Source organism: Paenibacillus humicola (assembly GCF_028826105.1).
Taxonomy (GTDB): Bacteria; Bacillota; Bacilli; order Paenibacillales; family Paenibacillaceae; genus Paenibacillus_Z; species Paenibacillus_Z humicola.
The window spans coordinates 2,457,566-2,470,502 of sequence record NZ_JAQGPL010000001.1 but is presented as its reverse complement, the minus strand read 5'-3'; the positions used below and the strand labels follow the sequence as shown (position 1 = coordinate 2,470,502).

General features: G+C 61.7%; 10 protein-coding genes. 2 read left to right on the top strand and 8 right to left on the bottom strand.

Going from position 1 to position 12,937, the window contains the following annotated elements:
* Window positions 1-8: 8 nt before the first annotated feature.
* The gene (locus PD282_RS11460) at window positions 9-800 is read right to left on the bottom strand and encodes a sugar phosphate isomerase/epimerase family protein (protein WP_274650811.1); all 792 of its coding nucleotides are present in this window, start codon (window positions 798-800) and stop codon (window positions 9-11) included.
* The gene (locus PD282_RS11455) at window positions 797-1,888 is read right to left on the bottom strand and encodes a Gfo/Idh/MocA family protein (protein ID WP_274650810.1); all 1,092 of its coding nucleotides are present in this window, start codon (window positions 1,886-1,888) and stop codon (window positions 797-799) included. The genes PD282_RS11460 and PD282_RS11455 overlap by 4 nt, the downstream gene beginning before the upstream one ends.
* 147 nt (window positions 1,889-2,035) lie before the next feature.
* Here PD282_RS11455 and PD282_RS11450 point away from each other — a divergent pair, with 147 nt between their 5' ends.
* On the top strand, window positions 2,036-2,860 hold the full coding sequence (locus tag PD282_RS11450) for an AraC family transcriptional regulator (RefSeq protein ID WP_274650809.1): 825 nt from the start codon (window positions 2,036-2,038) through the stop codon (window positions 2,858-2,860).
* Window positions 2,861-2,920: 60 nt separating this feature from the next.
* Entirely contained in the window at window positions 2,921-4,072 is a 1,152-nt protein-coding gene (nagA, locus tag PD282_RS11445; RefSeq protein WP_274650808.1) for an N-acetylglucosamine-6-phosphate deacetylase, read from the top strand.
* 112 nt (window positions 4,073-4,184) lie between these two features.
* Here nagA and PD282_RS11440 read toward each other — a convergent pair whose 3' ends face one another.
* The 6 genes from PD282_RS11440 to PD282_RS11415 all read right to left on the bottom strand — a co-directional run bounded on the left by PD282_RS11440 (window position 4,185) and on the right by PD282_RS11415 (window position 12,919).
* On the bottom strand, window positions 4,185-4,922 hold the full coding sequence (locus PD282_RS11440) for a class I SAM-dependent methyltransferase (protein ID WP_274650807.1): 738 nt from the start codon (window positions 4,920-4,922) through the stop codon (window positions 4,185-4,187).
* A 48-nt stretch (window positions 4,923-4,970) separates the two neighbouring features.
* A complete protein-coding gene (locus tag PD282_RS11435) occupies window positions 4,971-5,798 on the bottom strand; it encodes a DeoR/GlpR family DNA-binding transcription regulator (protein WP_274650806.1) in 828 nt (275 codons plus the stop codon).
* Between the two features lie 81 nt (window positions 5,799-5,879).
* Window positions 5,880-8,633 carry a glycoside hydrolase family 2 protein gene (locus PD282_RS11430; RefSeq protein ID WP_274650805.1) on the bottom strand — a complete coding sequence of 918 codons (2,754 nt, stop codon included), beginning with the start codon at window positions 8,631-8,633 and terminating at the stop codon, window positions 5,880-5,882.
* A gap of 5 nt (window positions 8,634-8,638) precedes the next feature.
* Complete coding sequence (locus PD282_RS11425; RefSeq protein ID WP_274650804.1) at window positions 8,639-11,062, bottom strand: alpha-mannosidase; 2,424 nt, start codon at window positions 11,060-11,062, stop codon at window positions 8,639-8,641.
* Between the two features lie 170 nt (window positions 11,063-11,232).
* Complete coding sequence (locus tag PD282_RS11420; protein ID WP_274650803.1) at window positions 11,233-11,958, bottom strand: MBL fold metallo-hydrolase; 726 nt, start codon at window positions 11,956-11,958, stop codon at window positions 11,233-11,235.
* Window positions 11,959-12,004: 46 nt separating this feature from the next.
* Entirely contained in the window at window positions 12,005-12,919 is a 915-nt protein-coding gene (locus tag PD282_RS11415) for a class II fructose-bisphosphate aldolase (protein ID WP_274650802.1), read from the bottom strand.
* Window positions 12,920-12,937 lie beyond the last annotated feature (18 nt).

Below are 12,937 nucleotides of genomic sequence, written 5' to 3'. Positions count from 1 at the left end.
TTGTACGGCTAACCGATCAGACTTTTCAAATAAGCGATCGAACGGCGCACATCCTCCTCCATCGACCGGAGCGGCTTGGTTTCCTGCGGGTGCCACAGCTCCAGCGCCATCCAGCCCGAGTAATCCGCCGCGCCGAGGGCGCCGGCGAAAGCCCGGAGGTCGATTTCCCCCTCCGTCAAATCTTCTGCCGGCACCGTTCCCCGCTGATTGCGCAAATGGACCGCCCGGATCCGCTCCGGATACGTTCGCACCCAATCGACCGGATCGCAGCCCGCTACGTGCGCCCAGCCGGTATCGACGCACAGGCCGACCGCAGGCTCGGCGTACCGGACGACCGAGCGAAGGTCGGCCTCGGCGTTGTGACGGTCCGCCGCGTGGTTGTGCAGGCAGAGCCGAAGTCCCATACGGGCTGTCTGTTCAGCCAGCCTGGACAGGCTCTCCCCCTGCCGCTTGACGAGGTCCTCGGGCTTCGGGAGCGGCTGCTTCCAGCCGCCGTACGGATCGGCATTGACGAGCAGGTCGGTTCCGCCCGCGGCGGCAAGCCTTTCCGCGACAGGAAGCACCGCCGCCTCCAGCGGGTCATACGCCTCATGAAGCTGAAGGCCGATGTAAGCGGCGGAGACGCTCAGGCCGAACTCCCTCAGCAGCCCAAGCCGGCCGGGATCGGCGTCGATTTCGACGGCATCCAGCCCCGCTTCGGCGCAAGCCCGGAAAATCTCCTTATCGTCTTCCGCCCTGCCGTCCGCTTTCCAGCGTTCCGTCCAGCCGTACAGATTGGATGAGTAGCCCCGCACGTTCACTTCGATTCCTCCTTGGCAGGCGCAATCGCGACGGTGACCTCCCGGCCGCTTTCCGCGCAGGCGTAAAACGCGGACAAGCAGCGAAAATGATCGACCGCGCGCGCATCGACGTTCGCATAAGCCGAACCGCCGTGCAGCTCCCGGTAAAAGTGATGGAGCGGGTTATCCATGACGGTCAGCGGTCCGGGCGGGCCCGTTTCCACCCGCTCCTCCACAATTTGACCGTCCTTGTCGTACCGGATATACACGGGCTGCCTGGAGTCGAACGGGCTCCAGCGCACCGCCCCGCTCGTCCCTTCGATCTCTGCGCGGGCGTATTCTTCGCCGTGCGCGCACGACGCGCGCTCGTAGTTGACGTGAACGGGACCGCCCGCTCCCCGGAACGTCAGGAAGGCGCCTGCATGGGTTTCCACATCGAAGACGACGTCGCGGGGATCGGCCTCCGTCTCCGGCTGGCGCAGCCATGCGGCGTTGAACTTGATTTCCGCCGGCTGCAGCACGTCGATAAGCGTCGCGAAATCGTACGGTCCCCAATCGATCAGAATGCCGCCGCCGCTTTTGGACGAGTCGAGGAACCATCGGCTTGCCGGCTGGTATTCGATCCCGGCCCGGCTGCGGGCGCTTTTATGCACGAAGCCGACATGGTAAATCTCCCCCAATACGCCGGAATCCACCGCTTTTTTCACCGCTTCCATATGGGCCATGCCCTTAAAGCGGACGCTGCAGCAGCCGAGCTTCCTGCCGGCTTGCTCTGCGGCTCGTAGCATTTCCGCCGCCTCGTTGTCGTTCATCGCGAGCGGCTTCTCGCACAGCACATGACGGCCGGACCGGAACGCCAGCTTCACCGGCTCCAAATGGGCAAAAGGCGGCGTCGCCACGATGACGATATCGTCCTCGCGGGCTTCCTCCGCACCCAGCATGGCAGCCGCATCCGGGAACCGAACGGCGTCCGGGAACTTCTCGGAGAATGCCGCCAGCGCGGCCGGACTCGGGTCGGCGACGCGGATCTCGGCCGGCTCCGGCAGCTTGGCCGCCGCTTCCGCATGCGTACGGGCAATGACGCCCGCTCCAATCAAATAAAGTCGCATCAGATTCACCCCGTTATTGTAATCGCTGCAAACTCAATGTACCATGAAAAAGCAGGGTTTTCTCATTCGTTCCGGCCGAAAACGCGTCATTTTGTCCGCGGACGCGCAGAGCCGGACGATTCGGCAATTAGAGGTGAAAGCATGTACGTGGAACGGCTGAAGTTGACCAAATCGTTTGCCTTTATCCCGATTGTGGGCTCGCCCGAGGAGCACGATCTGCACGTGCACGACTGCCTGGAAATCGGGGTGCTGCTAAAGCACGAGCTGACCTACCGCTTCGGCGGCAGCCTCTACCATGGACGGCCGGGGGACGTGTTTCTGTGCCGCCCGTTCGAGCCGCATTGGAGCTACGCGCAGCCGGACCGCCCGTTCGAGGCCGTCCTGATCCTGTTCACGCCTTCGGCGGTTCGGGCCGTGCCCGGCGGAAGCCGGCTGCTCGTGCCGTTCTATGCCGGCCGCGGCGTCGCTCCGCGCATCCCCGCTTCCTCCGTTCACGCACAGCGCATCCGGGAGCTGACCGAGGCCGCAATATCCGCGCAGCAGCGGGGAGACGCGGCGGCGGAAACCCGGCAGTTTGCCGCGCTGATCGCCATTTTGCTGCATGTTAGCGATTATGCGGCGGACACGCTCGCATCCGGGGACGCGCAGCCGCCGCCGCAGACGGAAGTCGCGGATTCCATCGGCTATATATTGGACCACTACCGGGAGCCGCTGGACGGTGACTCGCTGGTCCGCCGGTCGGGCATGGGCAAAACCCGGTTTTTCGAGCAGTTTCGAACGCTTACGGGGCTGTCGCCGCACGATTTTATCGTGCAGCTGCGCGTGCAGCACGCGATGGATCTTCTCCGGACAAGCGAGCGGACCGTGATCGAGATTTCGGACGATAGCGGCTTTCAGTCGCTAAGCGCCTTCAATAAGCAGTTCAAAGCATACTGCGGGATGTCGCCGCGGGAGTACCGGAACGGCAAATAAACGCGCCGGGAAGGTACGGCCGCGGCGGCGGGTAACCAATGAGAGATAGGAGTGGCAATAATGACTGCATGTGTAATTCGCAACGTACGCCTCTGTTCCGATTCGGATCCGATACCGGGAAGCGTACGGATCCAAGACGGGAAAATTGCTGCCGCCGTCACCGGACCAGGCGGCTTGCCCGAAACGGCGGACATGGTGCTCGACGGCGGCGGATGCCTGCTCATTCCGGGCATGATCGACGTTCATATTCACGGTGCCGACGGCTTCGACATGATGGACGGCACGGCGGAGAGCGTCGAAGCCGTTTCCCGGGCGTGCGCCCGTTCCGGGTGCACCTCCTTCCTCGCCACCTCCGTCACGTCTTCGGTCGAGGACCTGCTGGCCATGATCGGCAGCGTATCGCGAACGATCGGCCGCGAACCCGGCGCGCGCATCGCCGGGCTCCATCTGGAGGGCCCGTACTTGAACGCGAAGCGCAAGGGGATGCAGAACGAGCGGTTTTTGCGGCATCCCGATGCGGAGGAGATGGAAACGATTTTGCGCGCGGCCGGATCGCTTGTGCGCATGGTTACGCTGGCGCCGGAGCTTCCCGGCGGGCTTGACATGGTCCGCTTCCTGCACGACCGCGGCATTATCGCAGCCGTCGCGCATTCCGACGCGACCTATGAGGAAGCGAAGGAAGCGTTCCGCATCGGGGCAAGCCATGTCACCCACTGCTTCAACGGCATGCGCCCGATTCACCACCGGGACCCCGGCATGGTCGTCGCCGCGATGGAGGAGCCGCACGTCAGCGTGCAGGCGATCGTGGACGACGTCCACCTGCATCCCGCGGTCGTGCGCCTGCTGTTTAGAGAGAAGGGTCCGGACAAAATGGTGCTGATTACCGACGCGCTGCAGGCAATGGGCATGGGCGACGGCACTTACCTGTTCGGCGGACACCGGGTGACGGTCTCGCAGGGCGTCGCCACGCTGGCCGACGGAACGCTGGCATCCAGCACCGTCACGATGAACGAAGCGCTGGCCAAAACGGTGCGTGCCGGCATACCGCTGCGGGACGCCGTCGCGATGGCGTCCCGCACGCCGGCCGATCTGCTCGGCCTTGCGGCCAAAGGCCGTATCGCCCCAGGCGCGGATGCGGATCTGGCGCTGCTGGACGATGAGTATGGGGTCGTCTGGACGATGGTTGGCGGGGAAATCGTTTACCGGAGATAAACAATCGCGGGCCCGTACAGCGAAGACGGGCCCGCGATTTACATTCTTGGCGCAGATAATGGTTCTTGGACGCCGCCCGCGGCGGCGGGCAGGGCCGGAAAAGCCTTTTTTCTCAGTCGGACAAGCGCCGCGCCGACATCAGCAGAAACATCGGCCGGTCAAGCTCCTCTTCCCACTCGGGATGCTCGGCAAGCTGGCCGGCGGAAGGAGCCCAATCGACCACGCGTTCGATCGTAAATCCGGTTCCGACAAGCAGATTGATATACGTGCCGAACGTCCGGTGCTGCTTGGTGAAGCCTTCGGCGAGCCAATTCGTCGTGCGCGCCTCCTCCCGCTGATAGCCGTCGACCGGCCACGTCCGGAAACCGGCGGGATGCCGGATCCACTGCGGCGCGGCGGACGCCGTGTAGATCGGATGCTCGACCGAGCAGACCAGACGGCCTTCCGGCTTCAGCGAGGCATATATTTTCGCCAACAGCCCGCGCAAGTCGGCAATATAATGAAACACGAGCGAACTGTATGCAGCGTCGTAGCGGTTCGGCCTCAGTTCAACCGACTCCAGGTCCGTTTTGAAGTAAGCGATACCCGCATCCTTCGTATCGGCCTTTGCCCGCGAAAGCATTTTCTCCGAGACGTCGATGCCGTGTACGCTGGCCGCCCCGCTCTGCCTGGCAAAACGGCAAAACCAGCCGAAGCCGCAGCCCAGATCGAGCAAGTCCGCTCCGTTCAAATCCGGCAGCATCGAACGCATCGTTTCCCATTCGGGAGCGCCGTCCAGCCCTTTAACGGAACGGTCCAGCTGACTGTATCCTTTGAAAAAGTTCTCATCGTCGTATATATTCGAGGTCATGGCTCCATCACTCCAATCGTTCCCTAAGCGGAATGCGGCGGATCGGTTTTATCGCTCCGGCCCATCCTTCGAATCCGGTTTTTCTTTCAAAGTCTGCCTGACCGGACAAACGATCACCTGAACGCCGAACGACCTGATTGCTCTCAGCACGCCTTCGTCGGCCAGATCGCTCGTGATGACGATGTCGACTTCCTTGAAGCCCGCGAACGAAACAAGCGCCTGCCGCTCGAATTTGCTGTGGTCGGCGACCACGACGATTTTGCTGCCGGCTTTGACCATCGCCCGTTTCACTTCCGCTTCGTACAGGTCCGAGCTTGTGAAGCCTTTGCCGAGCGTAATGCCGGACGTGCCGAGAAACGTATAATGCGCGCTGTATTTGTTCAGCTCGTCGACCGCCTGCGGCCCTACAAGCGACATCGATTTCTTGACCAGCTTGCCGCCGAGCAGGAAAATGGACGCTTCTTCGTTCTGGCTGCATTCTTCGGCGACGTTCATGCCGTTGGTCACAACGACCAGGTTCGAAACTTCCTTCAAATGGCGGGCGACGCACCAGGTGGTCGAGCCCGAGTCCAGCACGACGATTTGGCCTTCGCCGACAAGCGAAGCCGCTTCCCGGCCGATCGCGTCCTTCTCTTCGTAATACTGGAACTTGCGCTGCTGTACGGGGAGAATGGCGGAGATGACGTGCTGAAGGTCCTCGGTCAAAATGGCGCCGCCGTAATTTTTTTGAATGATGCCTTCCTTTTCCAATTGGTTCAAATCCCGCCGGATCGTTTCTTCGGATACCTGGAACTCTTTGACAAGATCGGCGACTTTGACACTGCGCTCCTGAAGAAGCAATTCTTTGATTTTATTCCGGCGCTGGATCACGATCATAGGGAAACCCTCACTTCGGACTTTAATCGGTTTGCTTCATTATAACGCAATGCGGCGAATCGAGTCGAACCTTTGTCCGTTCTAGCATGAAACCGTTTGGAGCGCGATGTTCCAGCCGGACAATTCGACCTGCCGCAGCCCTTCGGGAACGTCCCGCCACTCGGCGGCGATGACGCGCTTCTCCCCCGGCAGCAGCGTGAAATCGTTGTCCAAAAAATATACGCAGCCGGCGGCGTCCGGTTCGCCGGCCCGTTCGAGATGAAGCAGCAGCGCGGCGCAATCGCCCGTGTTGACGATTTCGATTTGTGCACAGGCGGAATCCCGGGCGGCAGCCGCCGCCTCCGCAGCTTCCCCGCTGCCGTTAACCAGGCTTTCGGTGCCGGCGGTTTCATCAGAGCGGCATTCGGCGATATCGCTGCGCTTGCCGGCAATTTCGCTGCGCTTGCAGGCAATTTCGCCGTTTCCTTCCGGCTTCGCCTCAGTCATGCTGACCTCGACCGCCGCCTCCGGCATATGCAGCATCGGCGCCAGATTCCCCGCGGCCGTAAAGAGGTAGCGGTTGTCTGCCATTCGCTCCCCGTCCGTGCCGAACAGCTCGAGATCGAGGAAAAACAGCTCTTCACCGATATGGGAAAGCGGGCGTTCGATATGCGCCAGACGGACGGACGAGTCCGCGGGAACGTTCGCCGCCGGCGTGGAGCCCGATGCATAAACGCGCCCGCTCGCCCCGGCAATGGTCCATTGGGCGCGTACGCCTTCCAAAATGCGGCCGAGCGAGCTGGCCGCCCATAGCTCGGCTGCGAAGACTTCGCGTCCGGCCCAAGCCTGCGCCGCGAAGGACGCCGTCGCGGTTACGGGGCGGTAAGCCCGCGCCACCGCGTAATACGCCGGCTTCGGCATCGCGAAATAATCGAGTGCGGACGTGCAGTAGGCATTCGGAAACGGCTCGTTAAACTGCCACGGCAGCGTGCCGCTGTTCCGCCAGCGGCGCCGGAGATGGGATTCGACCGCATAACGCAGCCCTTCGGCCTGAAGAAATTGGCTGGCGCGGATCAATTGCGCGAGGCCGCGGATTTCCCCGCCGAACGACGCCGTTACCAGCGGTTCGTTATTCCACCATGCGCCGCGATGGAAGTAGACGGGGTTGTCCTTGCTGGCGGGCCACTCGTTTGCTGCCGATATCGTGCGGCGCAGCGTCTTTAAATTCGTCATTCCTTCAACGCCGAACTCGCTTTGCAGCAGCGATGTTCCCCTGTTGTACAGCTCGTACTGCCCCTGAAGCCCTTGGTGCTCCCAAGGACCATGTACGTCGTGCAGCCCGTCCGGATCCCGCTCGATGTTGTCCAGACTGTTCAGAAACAGCCGTCCCGACGGCGAAGTCGGCAGCCACAGCGCGTCCGGATGCAGCTCCTCCGCCACGCGCCGCAAAATGCCGAGCACCGGCTCGCGGTCGTCCAGCGGCGCTTCGTCCTTATCCTGCAGCTCGTTGCCGCCGCACCAGATGACGAGCGAGGGATGATTCCGCCTGCGCGGCACGATCTGCCGGGCTTCGCCTTCCATCATCGCCAGAAATTCCGGCTTCTCGCTCGGCTTGTTGGCGATGCCCGAGCTGGATTGAATGAACTCCTGCCAGAGCATAATGCCGTACCGGTCGCACAGCTCGTAGAAGGCGTCTTTTTCGATTAGACCGCCTCCCCAGACGCGCAGCATGTTGACGCCGGCTCGCTTTGCCAGCTGCAGCAGCCGCTCCAGCTTCGCGGGACGCTCGACGCCGTACATGACGTCGATCGGTACCCAGTTCCAGCCTTTGATATACGTTTTGCGGCCGTTCACGACGAGTGTATATGGGCGCGCTTCAAGGTCGGGCGTATCGTTGCGCATGAACTCGACTTTGCGGATGCCGAACGCCGTCGTTCGCGATGCCGACAGCGACAGTCCGCGGCTGGGCTCCGTTTCATCCGGAACCGAAACGTTCACAATCGCTTCATAGAGATGAGGAGCTCCCGAACCTGAGCCGTTCGGCTGCCACAGCTTCGGGCGGTCCAGCGTCACGGCAGCGTTCAGCCGGTTCATGCCCGGCTCCAGCGTATACGCCGCTTCGTGCGACGCGATATCGCAGCCTCCGAAGCGGATGACCGTTTTTACCTGCGCCCAAACGCGCTCCGGCGAGGAGACGGCTGCCGATACCGACAGCCGCGCGGCGGAAAAATCGTCCCGAAGCTCCGGCCGCACATACACGTCCTCGATAGCGGCCGGACCCGTGACGTCGAGGCAGACATCGTCCCAAATCCCTTGATGAATCATGCGCGGGCAAAAATCCCAGCCGTACGTCATCCGGCTTTTATGCGTGCGGACGTACTCGGTTTTGCTCACCTGCGGCTGCTCGTCGGGCGCTTTCCCGATCACCACGGCCAGCAAATTGTCGCCGCCGTATAGGAGCAGATCCGCGACCTCGAATTCCGCCGGCGTGTACATGCCTTCATGCTCGCCAAGCTTCACCCCGTTTAAAAAAAACTGCGCGGCGTAATCGACACCCTTGAATTGCAGCTTCACCCGACGGCCGCGCAGGGACTCGGGAACCGAGAACGTTTTGCGGTACAGCCACGTCCTCTGCGGCACCCACTCGACGAGCAGGCTGTTACGCTCGAAATAGGGGTCAGGCACCTCTCCGTTGACCCATAAATCGTGAAGCACCGTACCCGGAACGGTCCCCGGCCGCCACCAGCGCACGTCGCGGGTATCCGGCTTTTCCGAATTGCGCCAGATCCAGTCCTCGCCGACAAAATCCTTCAGCAGCCAATCGCTGCCGTTTAAGCTGATGCGCTGCACCGTCATGCCGCTCACTCCCACTCGATCAGGTTTGTTTCGGTGACGGGCTGCGACGGATCGGCGGGTACGCGGAACGTCTTGATTTCGCACGGTGCGAAATCCGCTTCGATCGTGCGTCCCGCAAGTGGTAGCGAAATCGAAGCGCGCACCGCCCGTTTGTCCGTTTCATAACAGCGGACAATCAGATCGTCGTTATCTTCGGCCCTTTTCACGGCGCTCACGATAATGCCGCTTTGTTCGACGCCGGCATAAGACGCTTTCTGCGGGAGCCTGCCTTCATGATACGTCTCGATCACGGTCACCGGCCGCTGATTCAGCTCGAGCGCACTTCGTACCGTTCCGGCCTCCTCCCAGCTTCCTTCGTGCGGAAGCAGCCGGTAGCGAAAACGCTGAATGCCCTGGTCGATAAACGAGTAATGACCGCCGGGATCCGGCACGAGCGGATCGTGGTGGGCGTAAATCGGGCTGCGCAGCACCGTCATCGCCAGCTCCTTATTCATGATGCTGTAGCTGTATTTGGCGTCGTTTATCAGCGACAGCCCGTATACGGGGCCGCCGTCCCGCTGCGTGCCGCCGTAGTCGACCCAGCTTTGGCCCGGCTCCTCTTCGCCGTTATGCTCCCGCTCCTTGAAGCCGTATGGAATTTCGTACGTCTGCTTCGTAAACACCAGATTGACCGGGAACACGAGCTTCAGCATTTTGAAATGCTCGCGCCAATCGACCGTTACGGCGACGTCGATGCAGCCGAGCTCGCGGTACAGCGTAAAATCCTGCACCAGTGCCGACCTGCCGTATTCGCTCGTCACGCGGACGACCGATTTCACCGGGCCGTGCTCGACGAGGCGGACGCCGGTCGCCTTAAATTCGCCGATCGCGTTGTTGAAATGGAACACGTTGTGGCTCCACGTATCGGAGCGGTCTTCGATGACGACCGGGCGCGCGCCGGGGCCGCGAAACACCTCGTAGTTCGCCTTCTTGTCGAACAGGCTCGTGATGAAGCCCGTTTCCGGGTCGAACTCGACGCGTAAAGAGTCGTTCTCGAGCGATACGTCGGTCGCCGCGATCGGTTCCCCGGCACGGGCTTCCTTCGATTCCGGCAGCACCTTGTACACGCGGTAGCCCATCGGCGGCAGATCGGCGATAAAGCTGAGCCGGAACCGGCCGCCCGAGGTCGCCTCCGGCTGCACCGTCTGGTACGGCACCTGCTTGCCCGTCTCGTCGACGAGAATCGTCGTTTCCTTGATGCCGCCGATTTCGAGCTCGACGTTAACGCGGCTGTTCCACGCGTGCGGATTAAACACGACGATCGGCTTCATGCCCTCGGCCTGTTCGATATTGATGTTCCAGGACAGCGATTGGACCGCGTAGTTCAGGTTCCGGTCGGCAATGCTCATCGCTTCCCCGTGCATATTCCGGGCGTCTTCATAAGCCGATTCCAGGCTCGTCCCTGCCAAAATGTCGTGGAACTGGTTAAACAGCACGTTTTTCCACGCGCGGTGAAAATCGTCCGGGTACGGCTGGCCGGTCACCCGCTGCGCGATGGCGGACCACTTCTCCGCCGCGATCAGCTTGTTCTCGGCCTGGCGGTTCCACAGCTTAATGCCGGAATGCGCCGCGTAGCAGCCGCTCGCATGATGCTGCAGGTCGTCGTGGACGACCGGAATCGGCAGTCCTTTGCGCTCGACGTCCGCGAAAAAGTCGTTCGGCCCGGCCGGCACGATTTCCGGAAAATCCGGCCGCGCGTTCATCCGCTTCAGACTTTCGATATTTTCTTTCGTCGGACCGCCGCCATGGTTGCCGACGCCGAAGAAGACCATCAGGTCGTTAAACGGTTCTTTCATCTCGCTTACACACCTGCGGACGTGTTTCTCCAGATCCTTGCCCCATGTGCAGTATTCGAACGGAAGGCGGAACGCCAGCACCCGGCTGCCGTCGTCGGACTCCCAATGAAACAAACGAGAAGGCAGCCCCTTCTCGTTCGGCATCGGACGCATCATGATGTAATAGTCCATGCCGCTTTTCTTCAGGATTTGCGGCAGCATGCCGTGATGGCCGAAGCTGTCCACGTTGTAGCCGACCTTCGCCGTCACGCCGAATTTCTCGTGAAAATACCGCTGCCCGTACAGCCCCTGCCGCACGAACGATTCGCCGCCCGGGATGTTGCAGTCCGGCTGCACCCACCAGCCGCCGACGATTTGCCAGCGTCCTTCCTTGATCCGCTCGCGGATCTCCTCGAACATGGCCGGATCGTTCTTCTCGACCCATTCGTAATTGGCCGCCGAGCTGTTCGTGAAAATAAAATCGTCGTACTCCTTCATCCGGTCGAGCGCGGAACGGAAGGTCGCTTTCGTCTCCTGGAACCCTTCCTGCCACTGCCACAGCCAGACGGGATCGAGATGGGCGTTGCCGATCATGTACAGTTTGCGGTGCTTCATATACGCGAATCCCCTCTTTTCGCTCAATTGGTTTTTCGTCCGCCGGGGCGGGCTTCTCGCTACATCGTTCAAAAAGGCGGCCAATCGAATGGATCGAACGGCTCATGTACGGTGCAGCCGTGTAAACAGTCAAGCAACCACGCACACCGTTCATTCGAATCGCTAGCCATTCAATAGCGGAATGTTTCATGGAACGGCTTGAACCACGGGTTCAAGTAGGTGCCGAGCTGGCGCCGCGCTTCCTCCACCTTCGCTTTCGCGTCGTACACAAGCGTCGGATGCAGATGGCCGAACGTCATCAGGTCGAAATCGCGCGCCAGCAGCTTGTCGAGCGACGCGCCCCAATCGTCCAGGTCGGACCCGACCTTCGGGTGAAACCCGCCCCACATCGTATCCCCTGCGATAAGGATCGTTCCGACGGGCGAGCGGAACCGAAAAGAAACGCTCCCGGGCGTATGACCCGGCGTATGGATGACCTCGAGCTCATAACAGCCGGCCCGGACCGAGTCCCCCTCTTCCAGCGTACCGTCCGCCTTCGCCGGCGGAAACGGCATGCCGTACAGGAAGGCGGCGGTCCGTTCCGGATCGCCGTTCTCCGTCTGCAGCCGGTCGTTCGCGTGGATAAAGAGCTTTGCGCCGCTTTCTTCCCGAAGCGCCGCGAACCCGGACAGATGGTCCCAGTGGCCATGCGTCGCATAAACCGCGCGGATGTCGCCCGGCTTTACCCCGAGCGACGCCAAATTTTCTCTCAGCGTCGGATAGCCTTCCGAGCTTCCGCAGTCGACGAGCGCAGGCTCGCCGCCTGTGAACAGATAGGCGCTGGCGTCCCAAGGATGAGTCAGCTTGTCGCCCGCAACAACATAGAAATTTTCCGCCAGCTTTACCGCGTGCGCCATTTCTCCGCCCCCGCCTTTCGAATTGGTTTGATCCAAGCGCCGCGCCTTAAAAATAAGCGGCTGCGCCGCTGCTGCCGAGAAAGCCGGTTATTTTGCCGGCGACGGTGCCTTCCACAGCGGAGCGGCCGATTTCGAGCCGGTCTGCCGGCAGGCTCCGGCACTCTTCGTCGGTCATCCGCTCCTCGCGGCCGAGCGCCCCGAGCAGGGACAGCTCCAGATCGGTGGCGATATTCACCTTGCTGACGCCGCCTCCGGGCAGCTTGACCGCCTGCATCATCATGCTTGCCGGCACGCCGGAGCCGCCGTGAAGCACAAGGTGGACCGGCGTCAGCGCGCGGATCGCCTGCAGGCGGGCGTAGTCGATTTTCGGCTCCCTTACCATATACACGCCGTGTGCCGTGCCGCACGAAACGGCCAGCGCATCCACGCCCGTCTCGTCCGCGAACCGCTTCGCCTCCTGTGGATCGGTATACAGCTCCTCATCCTTGTCGGTTTCGACGAAATCGGTCGTGCCGATCATGCCGAGCTCGGCTTCCACGGAGACGCCGTGCGCATGTGCGTATTCGGCAATCTCGCGTGAAATGGCGATATTTTCCTCCAGCGGCTTCTCGGAGGCGTCGATCATGACCGACGTGAAACCGGCTTCAATCGCCTGCACGATCGTGTCCGGCTCCTTCGTATGATCCAGGTGCAGGACGACCGGCACGGTAATGCCTTCGGACACGATCCCCTCGTAAAACTCCTCGCCGAACTGCCGGGTCGTAATTTCGTAGCGGACCAGCTCTTTATGCGATATTTGCACGATGACGGGCGAGTTCGTCCGCTGCGCCGCGCGCAGCACGGGCCGGATCATCGGCGTATACCGGGGCGAGAACGATCCCGTCGCATAGCCGTGCTTTTCCGCTGTAACGAGCGCCTGCTTCAGCGTAATGACGTTGGTCGGTCTGAGCTTTGCATCCATCAAATCATCTCTTTCGTC